Annotated in this window: 16 protein-coding genes; 6 read left to right on the plus strand and 10 right to left on the minus strand. The window is 67.9% G+C overall.

Annotated features, from left to right (window positions below; genetic code table 11):
• Positions 1-25 precede the first annotated feature (25 nt).
• Entirely contained in the window at positions 26-1,591 is a 1,566-nt protein-coding gene (guaA, locus tag AB0M14_RS01075; RefSeq protein WP_364986837.1) for a glutamine-hydrolyzing GMP synthase, read from the minus strand.
• Positions 1,592-1,703: 112 nt separating this feature from the next.
• On the opposite strand from guaA, the gene AB0M14_RS01080 reads away from it, so the two are divergent.
• Positions 1,704-2,498, plus strand: coding sequence for an alpha/beta fold hydrolase (locus AB0M14_RS01080; protein WP_364986840.1), 795 nt, complete (start codon positions 1,704-1,706; stop codon positions 2,496-2,498).
• Positions 2,499-2,510: 12 nt separating this feature from the next.
• Here AB0M14_RS01080 and AB0M14_RS01085 read toward each other — a convergent pair whose 3' ends face one another.
• Complete coding sequence (locus AB0M14_RS01085) at positions 2,511-3,671, minus strand: GuaB3 family IMP dehydrogenase-related protein (protein WP_364986843.1); 1,161 nt, start codon at positions 3,669-3,671, stop codon at positions 2,511-2,513.
• 230 nt (positions 3,672-3,901) lie between these two features.
• Entirely contained in the window at positions 3,902-5,446 is a 1,545-nt protein-coding gene (guaB, locus tag AB0M14_RS01090) for an IMP dehydrogenase (protein ID WP_364986847.1), read from the minus strand.
• A 229-nt stretch (positions 5,447-5,675) separates the two neighbouring features.
• Between guaB and AB0M14_RS01095 the strand changes: the two genes are divergently transcribed.
• A complete protein-coding gene (locus AB0M14_RS01095) occupies positions 5,676-6,089 on the plus strand; it encodes a DUF5319 domain-containing protein (RefSeq protein WP_036533470.1) in 414 nt (137 codons plus the stop codon).
• Between the two features lie 67 nt (positions 6,090-6,156).
• On the opposite strand, the gene AB0M14_RS01100 is transcribed toward AB0M14_RS01095, so the two are convergent.
• The 3 genes from AB0M14_RS01100 to AB0M14_RS01110 form a co-directional block, all read right to left on the minus strand.
• The gene (locus tag AB0M14_RS01100; RefSeq protein WP_364986851.1) at positions 6,157-7,242 is read right to left on the minus strand and encodes an anti-sigma-D factor RsdA; all 1,086 of its coding nucleotides are present in this window, start codon (positions 7,240-7,242) and stop codon (positions 6,157-6,159) included.
• Positions 7,235-7,813, minus strand: coding sequence for a sigma-70 family RNA polymerase sigma factor (locus AB0M14_RS01105; RefSeq protein WP_364986854.1), 579 nt, complete (start codon positions 7,811-7,813; stop codon positions 7,235-7,237). Before AB0M14_RS01105 ends, AB0M14_RS01100 begins: the two co-directional genes overlap by 8 nt.
• A gap of 162 nt (positions 7,814-7,975) precedes the next feature.
• Positions 7,976-8,791, minus strand: a complete 816-nt coding sequence (locus AB0M14_RS01110; RefSeq protein WP_364986857.1) for a hypothetical protein — start codon at positions 8,789-8,791, stop codon at positions 7,976-7,978.
• A gap of 619 nt (positions 8,792-9,410) precedes the next feature.
• Between AB0M14_RS01110 and AB0M14_RS01115 the strand changes: the two genes are divergently transcribed.
• The 3 genes from AB0M14_RS01115 to AB0M14_RS01125 all read left to right on the plus strand — a co-directional run bounded on the left by AB0M14_RS01115 (position 9,411) and on the right by AB0M14_RS01125 (position 10,934).
• The gene (locus tag AB0M14_RS01115) at positions 9,411-9,704 is read left to right on the plus strand and encodes a WhiB family transcriptional regulator (protein WP_194817445.1); all 294 of its coding nucleotides are present in this window, start codon (positions 9,411-9,413) and stop codon (positions 9,702-9,704) included.
• Between the two features lie 410 nt (positions 9,705-10,114).
• Positions 10,115-10,690, plus strand: a complete 576-nt coding sequence (locus AB0M14_RS01120) for a sigma-70 family RNA polymerase sigma factor (protein WP_364986861.1) — start codon at positions 10,115-10,117, stop codon at positions 10,688-10,690.
• Position 10,691: 1 nt separating this feature from the next.
• Positions 10,692-10,934, plus strand: coding sequence for a hypothetical protein (locus AB0M14_RS01125; RefSeq protein WP_364986864.1), 243 nt, complete (start codon positions 10,692-10,694; stop codon positions 10,932-10,934).
• A 120-nt stretch (positions 10,935-11,054) separates the two neighbouring features.
• On the opposite strand, the gene groL is transcribed toward AB0M14_RS01125, so the two are convergent.
• Positions 11,055-12,665, minus strand: coding sequence for a chaperonin GroEL (groL, locus tag AB0M14_RS01130; protein ID WP_364986867.1), 1,611 nt, complete (start codon positions 12,663-12,665; stop codon positions 11,055-11,057).
• Between the two features lie 89 nt (positions 12,666-12,754).
• Complete coding sequence (gene groES / locus AB0M14_RS01135; RefSeq protein WP_194817442.1) at positions 12,755-13,054, minus strand: co-chaperone GroES; 300 nt, start codon at positions 13,052-13,054, stop codon at positions 12,755-12,757.
• Between the two features lie 606 nt (positions 13,055-13,660).
• On the opposite strand from groES, the gene AB0M14_RS01140 reads away from it, so the two are divergent.
• Entirely contained in the window at positions 13,661-15,142 is a 1,482-nt protein-coding gene (locus tag AB0M14_RS01140) for an Hsp70 family protein (protein WP_364986871.1), read from the plus strand.
• Here the strand turns inward: AB0M14_RS01140 and AB0M14_RS01145 are convergent.
• Both AB0M14_RS01145 and AB0M14_RS01150 read right to left on the minus strand, forming a co-directional pair.
• Entirely contained in the window at positions 15,139-15,558 is a 420-nt protein-coding gene (locus AB0M14_RS01145; RefSeq protein WP_364986874.1) for a pyridoxamine 5'-phosphate oxidase family protein, read from the minus strand. The two genes, AB0M14_RS01140 and AB0M14_RS01145, sit on opposite strands and share 4 nt — an antisense overlap.
• Positions 15,559-15,627: 69 nt before the next feature.
• The gene (locus AB0M14_RS01150; RefSeq protein ID WP_364986877.1) at positions 15,628-16,536 is read right to left on the minus strand and encodes an alpha/beta hydrolase; all 909 of its coding nucleotides are present in this window, start codon (positions 16,534-16,536) and stop codon (positions 15,628-15,630) included.
• Positions 16,537-16,555: the final 19 nt, after the last annotated feature.

Genomic DNA, 16,555 nt, shown 5'->3' on the forward strand with positions numbered 1-16,555 from the left:
GGCCTTTCGTATGGCTACGGGGAAGTCACTCCCACTCGATGGTGCCCGGCGGCTTGCTCGTCACATCGAGCACCACGCGGTTGACCTCGGCCACCTCGTTGGTGATCCGGGTCGAAATGCGTTCCAGCACGTCATAGGGCAGGCGCGTCCAGTCCGCGGTCATGGCGTCCTCACTGGACACCGGGCGCAGCACGATCGGATGACCGTAGGTGCGCCCGTCGCCCTGCACGCCTACGCTGCGCACGTCGGCGAGCAGCACCACCGGGCACTGCCAGATCGACTTGTCGAGTCCGGCGGCGGTGAGCTCTTCCCGCGCGATGGCATCGGCCTGCCGCAGCAGTTCCAGCCGGTCGAAGGTGACCTCGCCGATGATGCGGATGGCCAAGCCCGGCCCCGGGAACGGCTGGCGCGCAACGATTTCCTCGGGCAGACCGAGTTCCCGGCCGACCGCGCGGACCTCGTCCTTGAACAGCAGCCGCAGCGGCTCGACCAGATCGAATTCCAGATCGTCGGGCAGGCCGCCGACATTGTGGTGCGACTTGATGTTCGCGGTACCGGTGCCGCCGCCGGATTCCACGACGTCCGGATAGAGCGTGCCCTGCACCAGGAACTCGACCGAACCGTCGGCCACACCCTGTTCGGCGACGACCCCGGTCACGGCCTCTTCGAAGGACCGGATGAACTCCCGGCCGATGATCTTGCGCTTCTCTTCCGGGTCGGTGACGCCCTTCAGCTCGCCGAGGAACTTGTCGACCGCGTCCACGGTGACCAGCTTGGCGCCGGTGGAGGCGACGAAATCCTGCTGCACCTGCTCGCGCTCCCCCGCCCGCAGCAGGCCGTGGTCGACGAACACACAGGTCAACCTGTCACCGATGGCGCGCTGCACGAGCGCGGCGGCGACGGCGCTGTCCACGCCGCCGGACAGGCCACAGATGGCGTGCCCGGAACCGATCTGTTCACGCACCTGCGTGACCAGGGCGTCGGCGATATTGGCGGGCGTCCAGGCCGCCTTGATCCCGGCGATCTCGTGCAGGAAGCGGCTGAGCACCTGCTGCCCGTGCGGCGAATGCAGCACCTCCGGGTGGTACTGCACGCCGGCCAGGCGGCGGGCCCGGTCCTCGAACGCGGCGACCGGAGCGCCGGCGCTGGTGCCGGTCACCTCGAAACCGGCCGGAGCCGCGGTGACCGCGTCACCGTGGCTCATCCACACCGGCTGGGTGGCGGGCAGGCCACCGTGCAGCAAACCGCCCTCGACCTTGAGCTCGGTGCGGCCGTACTCGCGGGTGCCGGTGTGCGCGACGGTGCCGCCGAGGGCCTGCGCCATGGCCTGGAAGCCGTAGCAGATGCCGAACACGGGAATGTCGAGATCGAACAGCTTGGCGTCCAGCTGCGGCGCGCCGTCGGCGTACACGCTGGACGGGCCGCCGGACAAGATCACCGCGAGCGGCTGCTTCTCCGCGATCTCCGACACCGTCATGGTGTGCGGGATCACCTCGGAGTAGACGCTCGATTCGCGGACTCGACGAGCGATCAGCTGGGCGTACTGGGCACCGAAGTCGACGACGAGGACCGGTCTCTGGGAATCTGCCACGGCGTCAGTCTAGTTACGTGAGGCATGACACTGATCAACGGGCGGCAGGTGCTGGAGCAGCAGCCCAGCAAATCACTCCTCGCGCCGTCGTGGGGCTGGTTATCCTCTGCTCGTGCCATTCGCCCGTGCGATAGACGCTGACATCCACTACGAAGACAGCGGTGGAGACGGTCCGGTGGTGCTACTCGCCCATGAGATCTTTTTCGACCGCACCATGTTCGCCTCCCAAATGGCCGCGCTGGCACCGGAATTCCGCATCGTGTCCTGGGACGCGCGTGGCCACGGCCGCACCACCGATCAGGGCCTGCCCTTCACCTATTGGACCGCCGCACGCGACGCGCTGACCGTCCTGGACCATCTCGGCGCCGAACGCGCTGTCATCGGCGGTACCGCGCAAGGCGGCTTCACAGCTTTGCGCACGGCCCTCATTGCCCCCGAACGGGTTTCCGCGCTCATCCTGATCAGTACCGAGGCGCACGGATCGACCCCCGAGCAGTCCACGGCGACCCAGAAGTTCCTGGACGAGTGGTACGACGACGATTCCCGCCGGCAGGCCGTAAATCAGTTGGCACACTGGCTGATCGGCGACGACGACTGGTACCGCGAGATCTGGACCAACCGCTGGCTGACCCGGGACCGGCAGGGCATCGAGGTCGCCGCCGGCTGCCTGCTGGCCCGCGACTCCGTCCTGGACCGCCTGGCCGAAATCACCTGTCCCGCTTTGGTTATCCACGCCACCGACTCCGGTATCGCGCAGCACCGCGCCCGCCAGCTCACCCGCGGCCTGGCGCACTCCACCTATCTGGAGATCACCGGCGCGCGCCTGGCGGTCACGATGACGCACCCGGACACGGTCAACCACGCGATCCGGCAATTCCTCCGCGACCGCCTCACCCACGCCCGCTGAACCGGGCCTGGGTCAGGCGCGGACGGACAGACCGACCTTCTGGAATTCCTTGAGGTCGGAGTAGCCAGCCTTGGCCATGGAACGACGCAGACCGCCCACGAGATTCAGCGAGCCGAACGGGTCGTCGGACGGGCCGTAGAGGACGCGCTCCAGCGGCGGGCGCGCCGGTTCGGTGGCCTCGCCGCCGAGGTCCCACGGATCGTCCACGTGCAGCATGGAACCGCGCGGCACCGACGGGTGCGCGGCCGAGGACGGCCAGTACCAGCCGCGGCCCGGGGCCTCGGCGGCCACGGCCAGCGGCACGCCCAGCATGGCGGCGTCCGCGCCGCAGGCGATGGCCTTGGCCAGCTGGCCCGAGGTGGCGATGTCGCCGTCGGCGATGACGTGCACGTAGCGTCCGCCGGTCTCGTCGAGGTAATCGCGGCGCGCGGCGGCGGCGTCGGCGATCGCGGTGGCCATCGGCACGCCGATGCCCAGCACCTCGCCGGTGGTGGTGGCGCCCGGGTAGGAGCCGTAGCCGACGATGACGCCGGCCGCGCCGGTGCGCATCAGATGCAGCGCGGTCTTGTGATCGCTCACGCCACCCGCGACCACCGGCACATCCAGCTCGGCGATGAAGGTCTTCAGGTTCAGTGGCTCACCATCGCCGACGTGCTCGGCGGAGATGATGGTGCCGTGCACGACAAGCAGGTCGACGCCGGCCTGCACCAGCGCCGGGGTCAGCGCCCGCGCGTTCTGCGGGCTGACCCGCACCGCGACGGTGACACCGGCGGCCCGCACCTGCGCGACAGCGGCGGCGAGCAGGTCCGGCTGCATCGGCGCGGCGTGCAGTTCCTGCAGCAGCGCGATGGCCCGCTCGTAACCCCCCTTGCCAACTAATTCGACCAGCTGATCGATCTTGGATTCGACGTCGGCGTGCCGGGCCCACAGGCCCTCACCGTTGATCACGCCGAGCCCGCCGAGGCGTCCGAGTTCGATGGCGAACTGTGGCGACACCAGCGCGTCGGTCGGATGCGCCAGGCACGGAATCTCGAACCGATAGGCGTCGAGCTGCCAGGCCAGCGACACCTGCTTGGACGAGCGGGTCCGCCGCGAGGGCACGATGTCGACATCGTCCAGCTCGTAGGTACGCCGGGCGGTCCGGCCCATGCCGATCTCGACCATGTCGCGCACGTGTACTCCTTGATTGTGTGTGATTGCCGCGCCCAGGCGCGACTGCGTTGTGCCGCCGGCACGAAGCGTGTGGGCTCGCCCGCCATCGGGATGCGTCGGCTGTCGCGGGCGGGGTGAGCCGATCCGGGCCGCACCCGTGCGGGCCCGCCTGCACCGTGGTCAACGGTCCAGGCGCGCCCCGACTCCCGCGAACAGGGTAATCGCGCGCGGACGCGCGATCGTCAAGCCGTCTAACCGCGACCAGTGTAGTTGGGGGCTTCGACGGTCATGGTGATGTCGTGCGGGTGGCTTTCCTTCAGGCCCGCCGCGGTGATCTGCACGAACTGCGCTTGCTGCAGATGCTCGATGGAGCCGGAGCCGGTGTAGCCCATGGCCGCGCGTAAACCGCCGACGAGCTGGTGGATGACCTGGCTGACCGGACCGCGGAACGGCACCCGGCCCTCGATGCCCTCGGGCACCAGCTTGTCCTCGGCCAGCACGTCGTCCTGGAAGTAGCGGTCCTTGGAGTAGGACTTGGCCTGCCCACGGCCCTGCATGGCGCCCAGCGAGCCCATGCCGCGGTAGCTCTTGAACTGCTTGCCGCCCACCAGGATCAGCTCACCCGGCGACTCGGCGGTGCCCGCGAGCAGCGAACCGAGCATGACGGTGGAGGCGCCCGCGGCGATGGCCTTGGCGACGTCACCGGAGTATTGGATGCCGCCGTCGGCGATGACCGGCACGCCGTGCGGCTTGCACGCGGCGACGGCCTCGAGGATCGCGGTGATCTGCGGCGCGCCGACACCGGCGACCACGCGGGTGGTGCAGATGGAGCCGGGACCGACGCCCACCTTGACAGCGTCCGCGCCGGCCTCGACCAGCGCGAGCGCGCCGGCCCGGGTGGCCACGTTGCCGCCGACCACCTGAATGCGCTCGCCGACCTCGGCCTTGACCTTGGTGACCATCTTCAGCACGCCGGCCTGATGGCCGTGCGCGGTGTCCACGATCAGCACGTCCACACCGGCGTCGGCCAATGTCATTGCGCGCGACCAGGAGTCTTCGCCGACGCCGATGGCGGCGCCGACCAGCAGGCGGCCGTCGCGGTCCTTGGTAGCGTTCGGGTACTGATCGGTCTTGACGAAGTCCTTGACCGTGATGAGCCCGCGCAGCTTGCCGTTGCCGTCGACGATGGGCAGCTTCTCGATCTTGTGGCGGCGCAGCAGGCCCAGCGCGGCCTCGGCCGTGACGCCCTCCTGCGCGGTGATCAGCGGCGCCTTGGTCATCACGTCGGCGACCCGGCGGTTCTGGTCCACCTCGAAGCGCATGTCGCGGTTGGTGATGATGCCCACCAGCGCGCCGACCTCGTCCACCACCGGCAGACCGGAGATGCGGAAGCGGGCGCACATGGCGTCCACCTCGGCCAGGGTGTCGTTGGGGCGACAGGTGACCGGATCGGTCACCATGCCCGCCTCGGAGCGCTTCACCGTCTCCACCTGCGCGGCCTGATCGGCGGCGGCGAGGTTGCGGTGCAGCACGCCCATGCCGCCGGAGCGCGCCATGGCGATGGCCATCCGGGCCTCGGTGACGGTGTCCATGGCCGAGCTCACCAGCGGGGTGCGCAGGCGGATGTCACGGGTCAGCTGGCTGGCGGTCTCCACCGAGCTGGGGATGAGATCAGAGGCGGCGGGCAGCAGCAGTACGTCGTCGAACGTGAGGCCGAGCATGGCGATCTTGTTCGGGTCGTCGCCACCCGTAGGGGGGCGGACTGCGAGCCGTTCGCCCGGTACGGGATTACTCATTCGGATCGACCCCTCCTGGACGTCGAAAGCGAGAGACACCGGGAAGACCGGGGTCACGCACAACTGATGGGATGGACGGCAGCGGCGGCGGGCTTCAAGCCCCGAAGCCTGGGCACCATGGTATCTGCCGAGCAAACTCCGCCTTCGGTCAGGCAAGGATCTCGCTGTCAGCGAAACTTGCCCTCCACATAGCTGGCGCAGACCGCCCTGTTCTGCGTACCGTGGGTGTGTGCGTGACCATCTACCACCTGGCTTGCCGCCGGATCCCTTCGCCGGAGACCCCTCCGACCCGTCCGCCGCGCTCGATGCCATCGAGCCCGGCGAACCGCTGGATCCCCACGAGCGCCTTGCGGTCGAGGAGGATCTCGCTGATCTCGCGGTCTACGAGGCTCTCCTAGGGCACCGCGGTATCCGCGGGCTCGTGGTCAGCTGCGAAGACTGCAGACAGGACCACTACCACGACTGGGACATGCTGCGCGCCAACCTGCTACAGCTGCTGGTCGACGGCACGGTGCGCCCGCACGAGCCCGCCTATGATCCGACGCCGGAAGCGTATGTCACCTGGGATTACTGCCGGGGATACGCGGACGCCTCGATGAACGAGGCCTTCCACGGCGACGGCTTCGACGGTTTCGACAGCTGATTCCCCGAAACAACAAAATCGCCGACCAATTCGCTTGGTCGGCGATCGTTGTCCGTACGACTGACGTCTAGCTACTGGGTCCGGGCACGCTCGGCATGCTCGGGATCTGGAAGGTAGCGGTGGTGCCGGGAATCGAGGGCAACGAAGGCTGCGTGGGGATTGTCACATCCCCGCCGCCCGTGGGCGTCACGGCCGAGGGCGGCGGCGCCACAGTGGTCGGAACCACCGTCGACGGCACCGTCGGCACCGTCGAGGGGTCCACTGTCACCGGCGGCGGCGTCGTGATCGGCGGCACGGTCGTCACCGGAGGCTCCTGCGTCACCGGCGGCACGGTGACCGCGGCGGAGGAACCCGGATCCGACGGCTTCGTCGTGACTTCGCCCGGAAGCGGATTCACCGGCGGCGTAGTGACACTCGTCACCGGCGGCTTGCTGGGGTCCGATACCGGATCCAGCTGAGCCGCGAGCGCGCGGCCCTCCGGAGACGAGTCGCGCAGTCTCTCGACCAGTTGCTTCCACTCGGCTTCGAGCTGAGTCTTCTTGTCCGAATCGCTGACCTGTTCGAGGTTTTCCTTCGCACGGCCCAGCTGGACCGCGGCCTGTGTCGGATTCAATTGCTGCAGCGCCTGTTGCGCCTCACCCATCTGACCGTCGGCCCGGTTCACCACGGTGGTCAGGGCCTGTTCGCTGAACACGACCTCCTTGACCTTCCACAGCGGATTTCCCGGCTCGGCGTTGTAGGAGAAAGCGGTAACACCACCGAAGACCAGCGCGAGAGCGGCCGCGGTCCCGAGGATTGGACGCACCAGCCGCAAACGCCCGCCGGCCTGTGCGCCCACGCGCACTTTTCGCGCGCCTATTTCCTGGTTGACCGCCGCGACGACCGCGTCCAGATCCGGGCTGCTCGGCAGCGGCGGCGCGATGAGCTCCGCGCGCCAATCCGCCAGCAGCGTCGCGAGCGCGTATTCCTGCTCGCTGTCGGTCTGTACCGTGCCGTCACTGGAGATGGCGTCGATCAGCGCGTCATCGCGGCGTACCGCCGCGATGTCCACCGGTCCGGTGTCGCCGCCATTTCCCTCGGCGTAGGGACCGCTGTCTCGCGATCCACGTCGCGCCTTCCAGTCGCCCCGACCGCGCTCGCCATCCCTAGCCATACATTTCACCTGCCCTCGCCACTTGAGACTTGAGTTTCGCGAGCGCCCTGTGCTGGGCCACTCGTATCGCACCCGCCGTACTGCCCACGGCGACTGCGGTTTCTTCCGCTGACAAACCCATGACCAAGCGGAGGATCAGGATCTCCCGATGCTTTTCAGGCAACGTGGCGAGTAGGCGGTTCATCTGCCTGCTCGCTTCCGATTCGAGAGCTCGCTGTTCCGGACCGTGGTCGGTGGATATGACATCTGGTACTTCGGCCATAGCCTCCGCCTTGTTACGGGCGGAGTTGCGATGGGCGTCTGCAACCTTGTGTGACGCGATTCCGTATACGAAGGCCATGAAGGGCCTGCCCTGGTCTTGATACCGGGGCAAGGCAGTCATCACAGCCAGACATACCTCCTGCGCCACATCGTCGGCGGAGAGATTCCCACGCTCCGCAGCACCGATCCGCGCCCGGCAGTAGCGGACTACCAACGGTCGGACCAGTTCGAGTACCTGAGCTAAAGCGGTCCTGTCGCCCTGCGCAGCGGCAGCGACGGCGAGGTCCAACTCTTCGCCCGTGTTCGTCATCGTCAGCGAGATTCCTGGCGTTACAAGTGGCACCGGCCCGATGACCTGTGCTTCCGCCGGACCCGGCGGAACGGCTCTAACAATAGCGATAGACCGCCGGGAACCGGGCAACACGGTGGGTTGTGGCGTCAACCGGGCCGGGTCGCGCCGCGTCGGGTCCGGTTACCGAAAGTGCCCGCCACGCCGGGAAATAGCGTCCGAACAGGCCTTTGCCGCGGCCTCGGCGGTGCCGTCGGCGAGGCCGGCGCGCAGCATCGCGCAGGCCCAGCCGAGCGGTATCAGGCCGTGTTCCCGGCACTGCGCGGCAACGACGTTCGCGTGCGTGCGCGCGAGATCCAGATCACCCGAGGCCATGTTCGCGGCGGCGGCGAGCAGCCGGGATTTCACCCGGTGCCGCACCGAGGGGCCGGCTTCGGCCAGTTCCAGTCCGGTCTCGGCGTGTTGACGCGCGCGTCCGGCCGCACCGGTCGCCAGGGCGGTTTCCGCGCTGACCCAGTGCCAGCGGATCCGGGCTCGCCAGTGCGTGTCGTCGAGAGTTCGCTCGCCGCGCCGCAACAGCCGGTCCGCCAGTGCGAGCCGGCCGGTGCCGAGCGCGTCGGCGGCGAGACCGGTGAGCGCGTCGCAGACCGCTTCGGTGCGGCCCGGGGTCCCGGGGTCCAGCGGCAGCGCCAGCGCGGCGGCCCGGCCGTCGTACGCGGAAGCCTCGGCGTGCCAGCCGAGTTGGCGTAGCAGTGAACCTTCGGTGCTGGCGGCCAGCGACCGCAGCACGGGATCGGCGGTGCGGATTCGCAACCGGCGCAATTCGGCACGGGCCGCGGCGTAATACCCCTGACCGCCCAGAGCGACCGCGCGATGCCAGGAATCGCGCCCGTCTGAGGCAATCGGCAACTCGGCAGCGGCGCGTCCCGGCGTGGCGCCGAAAGCCGCCGAAGCGAGGACTTCAGATCGGGTATCCAGCGAGGAGTCGGGCGCGCGCATCGGCAAACCCTATCCTTGGCCGCGCGCGACGCCCGGAGACCGGCCCGGGATTCCACTCCGGCAACCATCCAGCATTTCTGGTTTCGCGCCGTGTTTCTATCAGGTAAATCTCCACCGACAATGCGCACGTACCGGCGACACATATTCACATGCGTTTCTCGCAATTAACCTGGCCGCCCCGTTTCGGCCATCTGCGCCATCCCCGTCCGGAACCCCCGAGGTGGCTCGGATCACCGGTTCGGGAGGGCAGCTACCAGTCGAGACGACACGCACAAGCCCCCAAAAGCCTTGGCTACCAGCGCGAATGATGCCGCCCACAGGCCATGCCGGGGCCGAACGCGAACTGGCCAACCGAACAGTATTACCGGCAACGATGTTAAAAGTAAACAGCTGGGAGGTTAAATCTCACCATTGAAGATTTCTCGAACCGGTGCGTCGAACTATTGACGGAATTTCGCGGCTGGACCTAACGTAGCTCATCGCCATGGTCGGCGCCGCGCGAAATTGTGGCGACCGGGAAGGCGAGTCTCGGGGCACCGCCGACCCGGCCGTGGACCGACTACTTTGCAGAACCAACTGCTCGACATAGCTGACGAGCTCGCATCTTGAGGAGTTCACCGTGCCCATGCCGACCCACCTCCCGGGGCCGAATGCCGATGTCTGGGACTGGCAGATGCGAGGATCCTGCCGCGGACAAGACTCCGCGGTGTTCTTCCATCCCGACGGCGAGCGCGGCCGCGCCCGTACCGCGCGCGAAATGCGCGCCAAGGAAATCTGCCGGGCCTGCCCGGTGCTCATGCAGTGCCGCAGCCACGCGCTGAAAGTCAGCGAGCCCTATGGCATCTGGGGTGGCATGTCGGAGACCGAGCGCGAGATGCACGCCCGCCGCAATCGGCGGCGACTCGCGGTCTAACACAGGGCGGCTCGGCCCGCCAAGTTTGCTCCCATCCATACGGCGCGGCGCGCCGAATGCCTAGCAAACAACCGGCCACTACAACACCTTCGGAACTCCCCGGCAGACCGGCAGCATGCGGTTACCACCGATACGCCTGTCGTCGGGTGCGCCGAGAGTCGCGTAGTCGTCGGCCCAGCGTTTCGCAGCTGCTATCGGTGTGTCACGGCGTGTTCCACAGGAACAGCCTGGCGTGTCGGAAGTTACCGCAAAGTCGCTGGGCCGCAGCCGGTTTCCTGGCCACCCCACCGGAAGGGAGTCGATAGCAGCCCGCTACGGTGGTGACCGATGACACAGAATGGAGCGTTGTGACAACGCGGCCGCCGGCCGCAGAAGGCGACTCGTACCGAAGAGAAGCCACTCCACCCAGCGTGGATTCTGCGGTATCGGCACGCGCAGCCGAAAGCATCGAGCTCGCCGCCCTCTTGCATCGTTGCGGCAAGTCCGACCAAGAGGCTTTCGCCGAACTGTACGACCGGACGTGTGCGCGCGTCTTCGGTCTGGTGCTCCGGGTGCTGCACGACCCGGGGTACGCGGAAGAGACCACCCAAGAGGTCTATCTCCAGATCTGGCGTACCGCCGCCAGTTTCGACCCCGCCAAGGGATCGGCGGTGACCTGGTTGATGACGCTCGCTCACCGGCGCGCGGTCGACCGGGTTCGGGCCGAGCAGGCCCATACCCAGCGCGAAGTCGCCTACGGGATAAGGGTTCTCGGTAACGAATTCGACGAAGTCACCGAAGAGGTAGAACGAAGGCTGGAACAGCAGGCTGTCCTCCAGGGGCTGAAGACTCTCACCGAGACCCAACGGGAGGCCATCTCGCTCGCCTACTACGGCGGGCGCACCTATGCAGAGGTGGCGACCTATCTTGGCGTAGGGTTACCGACCGTTAAGTCCCGTATTCGGGATGGACTCACTCGACTGAAGAAAAGTTTGGGGGTGACGTGAGATGACCGAAGGCCAGATCGATCTCGCGCACGCCGTCGCGCTCGGATCGATCGACGACGAAGACCACAATTCGGTTCAAGACCTGCTCGACACCGAAGACCCCGCGCTACGCACCGCGTTCATCGCCGACGTGCACGAAACCAGCGACGCCCTGGCGGCGCTCGCCGAGGTGACGGCAACGACGCCGCCCGCGGCCCTGCGCGACCGGATACTCGCGAGCGTCAGCGCCAGACCGCGCCTGTAGTAGTTCACAACACCGCACCGCCCCGGTATCGCTGCCGCGTGCGCACCTGCCGTGTCCGCCCCGGAATCACAAAGGCCCCCTGGACGACTCGTCCAAGGGGCCTTCGCTGCGTTCGGAGCCTCAGTGCGCGTGACCGTGGTGCCCGTGGTCCTGCGCCTCCTCGACCGGCTTGTCCACGATGGCGCTCTCGGTGGTGAGCACCATCCGCGCTACCGACGCCGCGTTCACGACGGCGGAGCGAGTCACCTTGACGGGGTCCACGACACCGTCGGTGAGCAGATCGCCGTAGGTCAGGGTGGCGGCGTTGAAGCCTTCCTTGCCCTCGGAGACCTTGCTGACCACGACGGCGCCGTCCAGGCCCGCGTTGGCCGCGATCCAGAACAGCGGCGCCTCCAGCGCCGCGCGGACGACCTCGACGCCGACGGCCTCGTCGCCGGACAGCGAGTCGCGCAGCTCGACGAGCTTGGTGGCCGCGTGCACCAGCGCGGTGCCGCCGCCGGGCACGATGCCCTCCTCGACCGCGGCCTTGGCCGCGCTGACCGCGTCCTCGACCCGGTACTTGCGCTCCTTGAGCGCGGTCTCGGTGGCCGCGCCGACCTTGATCACCGCGACGCCGCCGGCCAGCTTGGCCAGGCGCTCTTCCAGCTTCTCCCGATCCCAGTCGGAATCGGTGGCCTCGATCTCCCGGCGCAGCTGGGCGCCGCGGGCCGCGATGTCCTCGGCGGTGCCGGCGCCATCGATGATGGTGGTGTCGTCCTTGGTGACCACGACACGCCGGGCCTTGCCCAGCACCTCGACGCCCGCCTCGCGCAGCTGGATGCCCAGATCCGGGTTCACCACGGTGCCCGCGGTGACGACGGCCAGGTCGTCCAGGAACGCCTTGCGACGGTCACCGAAGAACGGTGCCTTCACCGCGACGGCCTTGATCGTCTTGCGGATCGAGTTGACGACCAGGGTGGACAGCGCCTCGCCCTCGACGTCCTCGGCGATGATCAGCACGGCCTTGCCGGACTCGGCGATCTTCTCCAGCAGCGGCAGCAGATCCGGCAGCGAGCTGATCTTCTCGCGGTTCAGCAGGATGAAAGCGTCCTCGAGGACGGCCTGCTGGGTGTCGGCGTCGGTGACGAAGTAAGGCGAGAGGTAGCCCTTGTCGAACTGAACGCCCTCGGTGACAACGAGTTCGGTCTGCAACGTCGAGGACTCCTCGACGGTGACCACGCCGTCCTTGCCGACGGTGGTGAGCGCCTTGCCGACCATCGCGCCGATTTCCTCGTCCCGCGAGGAGACGGTGGCGACCTGGGCGATGGCCTGCTCGCCGGAGACCGGGGTGGCCAGCTCCAGCAGCGCCGCGGCGACCGCGTCAGCGGCCAGGCCGATGCCCTTGCCGACCGAGATCGGGTTGGCGCCGGCGGCGATGTTCTTCAGGCCGCCGCGCACCAGCGCCTGGGCCAGCACGGTGGCGGTGGTGGTGCCGTCGCCCGCGACATCGTTGGTCTTGGTCGCGACGCTCTTGACGAGCTGCGCGCCCATGTTCTCGAACGGGTCCTCGAGCTCGATCTCGCGCGCGATGGTGACGCCGTCGTTGGTGACGGTCGGGCCGCCGAAGGCCTTCGCCAGCACGACGTGGCGGCCACGCGGGCCGAGGGTGACCTTCACGGCGTCGGCGAGCTTGTCGACACCGCGCTCCAGAGCGCGACGAGCCTTCTCGTCGAACTCGATCTGCTTTGGCATATGTCCTATTCCTCTGGGTTCAGGAAGCGCCACAAACGGCACTGCCCCGGCCCCGCTCAGCGGAACCGGGGCAGCACACGTTTACTGGGTCACTTGGTGACGACGGCCAGCACGTCGCGCGCCGACAGGATGAGGTATTCCTCGCCCTGGTACTTGATCTCGGTGCCGCCGTACTTGCTGTAGATAACGGTGTCACCCTCCTTGACGTCGACCGGGATGCGGTCACCCTTGTCGGTGACGCGGCCCTGGCCGACGGCGATGACGGTGCCCTCCTGCGGCTTTTCCTTCGCCGTGTCGGGGATGACCAGGCCGGAGGCCGTCGTCGTCTCGGCCTCGTTGGCCTGGACGAGGATCTTGTCCTCGAGCGGCTTGATGTTCACGCTCGCCACGTTGAGCCCTCCACTTTCAGGGGATTTATGGTCCGGGACCGTTGTCCCGGACCAACGTTCGGTCATGGTGCTGACCCTGCGCATAGCCCCGTCGTCGCGGGTGCCGGAACCCTGCTCAGATGTCAAACTTGGCACACGGCAATCGTGCCGACTAGCACTCTATACAGCAGAGTGCCAGCGCTCAAGGGCGGGGGAGTGCCAACACGCGCCGGGGGACGGAAGACGCCGCGATTAAGGTCTTTCCATTAGTTCGGGAAAACTGTAACGTTCGGATAACGGATTGTGACAGTATGGACGACGGTCGCTTGTCCGGCCGCCAGATTCATCTCGAACCGGCGTCGCCCCGAGCACCTTTCGCTTTACCAAGCATCCCAGTGTTACCCGCATCACCACTCAGTTTCACAGCGTCACCAGCTTCACCAGAGGGCAAGTCCACACGTGAGCCAAGGCCGTCACCCGCGTCCCCACCGGACCGAGGGCCGGCCGGTTCACGAGTCCGGAGCAGCGCCAACCCGCGACGGTCCGGCAGTCCATTCGAGATGGTCGGCGACCCAGTGTCAGATCAAGACCTGACCGACGACCATCCGCTCGAAGGGAGGTGAACACATGCGAACGTCTCTTGGCATCTCAGCCGGGAACGAGGTCGTTTGCTCGGCGCTGGTCGCCACCGCGCCCAACGGCGCCCAAAGTTTCGACTACCGCGTCGTTTCCGCCGACGCGGCCCACTCCGACCTCGGCGATCTGGTCGCTTCCTCGATCGAGCTGATGACCAACCAGCTGCCCTCGGCGCAGCACGTCTCCTTCGACATCGCCTGGCCCGCAACACCTGTCGCCGTCGGCTTCACCGGACAGCCGAACCCGGCCGCGGTGGGCCGGCCCAGCAATGTCGCCGTCGCCTACCGCAGCAAAGAACAAGCACAGGTGATCCGTTCGGCCACCGGCAAACAGCGCGACCTGCGCCTCGTTCCGGAAAGCACTGCGGCGCTGACCTTCCTGCGCCACACCGGCCTGCTGGATCGCTACGAGACGGTCGCCATCGTCGACCTCGGCGCCACCGGGCTCAGCGTCACCGTCGCCGATCAGGCCGACGGCACCGTGCTGCGATCGCAGCGCATCACCACGATCAGCGGCAACGCCATCGACGAGCTGATCTACCACCACCTGGTGGACCTGCACTACGCCCGGCGCGGCACCCGCCCCAACCGCGGCATGCTGACCAACCGCGGCCGCGCCGCCAAGGAGCACCTCTCGGTCTCCCCCGCCGTCACCATCGACCATGTCGCCGGCCGGCCGCTGAAGCTGACCAGAGCCGACTTCGAAGCCCTGATCGCCACCCTGCTCGACGATCTCACCGAATTCACCGGTGTGGTGTTCGCCAGCGCGCCCAGACAGCCCCAGGCAATCGCGGTGATCGGCGGCGGCGCGAACATTCCCGCGGTGCTGACCGCGCTGGCCGACGAGTTCGCGGTGCCGGTGCTCAGCGTCGACGACCCGGAGGCGGTCATCGCCAAAGGCGCCGCGCTGGTGGCGGATGCGGCCCAGCCGTCCATGTTCCCGGTCCCCGCGCTGGGCAGCGACGCCCCGGTCGGCACGTTCACCAAGGTGGTCGGCACCCTGGCCGGCGCGATCGTGGTGGTCGGCCTGGTCATCGGCTACGGCGTGAAGACCTTCGCCCCGACCTCCGACGACGAGGTCTCCCCCGCCGGCACCACCAACAGCTCGCAGCTGACCACTCCGCCCGCGCCCCCGGTCAACACCGGCGACGGCGCCTCCCGCACCGGCGGCAATATCCCGCCCATCACGCAGGATCGCAGCACGCCGCCGTCCCGCACCGGCTCGGTCACCACCCCCACACCGGCCCAGACCACCCCGCCGCCCGCCCTGCGACCCGATCCGAATCTCCCGCCGATCCCTTTCCCGGAACTGCTCGGCCCGCTGCTCGGCAATCAGCCCGCGCCGGGTTCGTCCTCGGAACCGTCGCACCAGCGCGCGGCAACGCCGGGGCCGACCACCGGACCGGCCCACACCCGCATCCCGCTCCCGCTGCCCCGCAACAACTCCGGATCCGCCAGCGGCAACGACCACTAGACGCTGGCGACGGCCCAGGTCCGCACGGGCGTGATGGTGATCAGAATCCGGTCGTCGTCGTTGGGGATCAGCTCGGCGCTGGAACGCAGATACTTCTCCCGGATGCGCGCGGTCCAGTGGCCGTGCTGATCGTCGGCGAGTTCGGCGTCGCCGATGATGCGGAGCTGGCGGTTGGGTCGTTGTCCGTCGGCGCGCAGACCGAGTTCTCGATCGACCACCACCCCGACCCGGGAGTTCCTGCGGATCCGCCGCACATGCGGGCGATCGGCAAGGCTGGTCAGGCGGAAAGCGTTGCCGTCCCACAGAAACCAGATCGGTGTGACGTGCGGATAACCCGCCTGATCGATGGTCGCCAGATACGCGACGGCGTCGTCGGCGAGCAGCCCGGCGATTTCGGCCTGGCGCAGCGGTCGCATGCGGTCCGCACCTCCCAGGACTCGAGTTGTTCGAACTTATGTTCGATTCTAGCTCGAGTCCGGGAGGGTTCAGCGCTCGGCGGTGACCTCCGTGACGAAAGCCGCCATCGCCGCGGCGCACTCGGCCGCGTGCGTTTCCAGTAGGAAGTGACCACCGTCGTAGACATGCATCTCCAGCCGGTCCATGACGCGGGCGTAGGCCATGATTTCGGCGATGTTGTAGAACGGGTCGTGCCGGCCCCACAGCACCAGGCACGGCGGCTGATGGGTGCGGTGGTAGTCGGCCAGCTCGCCGAACCGGGCGGCATGGGCGCCGTAGGAGGTGTACAGCTGGAACTGGGCTTCGATGCTGCCCGGCCGCGACAGCTGCTCCCAGTCCAGATGCCAGCCCTCCGGCGGCGGCAGGTCCCGGACGCGGTCGGGTAGCCCGCCCAGGTACTGGTACCGGGTGCTCTCGAAGTTCATCCAGTCCGGCAACGCGGCGCGGTTGGCTTCCGAGGGATCGGCCCAGTAGGCGCGGGAGCTGTCCCACTGACTGTCCATGCCGTCGTCGTGGGCGTTGCCGTTCTGGACGATCAGGCCCAGGATCCGTTCGGGGCTGCGGGTCGCGAGGTAGTAGCCCACCGGAGCGCCGAAATCGTGGAGGTAGACGAAGAATTCGCCGACACCGATCAGCTCGAGGAAGCGCTCGATGGTGTCGGCCTGGTTGGCGAAGGTGTACTCGTATTTATCGACCGGAGGCGCGCCGGAGAAACCGGATCCCGGTAGGTCGGGGGCGATGACCCGGCTCACCTCGGCCAGCGGCGAGAGCACGTCCCGGAAGCTGTACGAGGAACTCGGGAACCCGTGTAATAGCAGCACACACGGTTTGTCCGCGGTGCCGGCCTCCCGGTAGAAGATCTCCAGCCCGTCCACGTCGATGCTGCGGTGGCGCGGCTTGTGGGTCGCTCGGGTGTCGAGGCTCATGTTGGTCGCCATATCCACTCTCGTGGCGGCC

Origin of the sequence: Nocardia sp. NPDC051832, from assembly GCF_040681285.1 — a bacterium.
In the GTDB taxonomy this organism is placed as follows: domain Bacteria; phylum Actinomycetota; class Actinomycetes; order Mycobacteriales; family Mycobacteriaceae; genus Nocardia.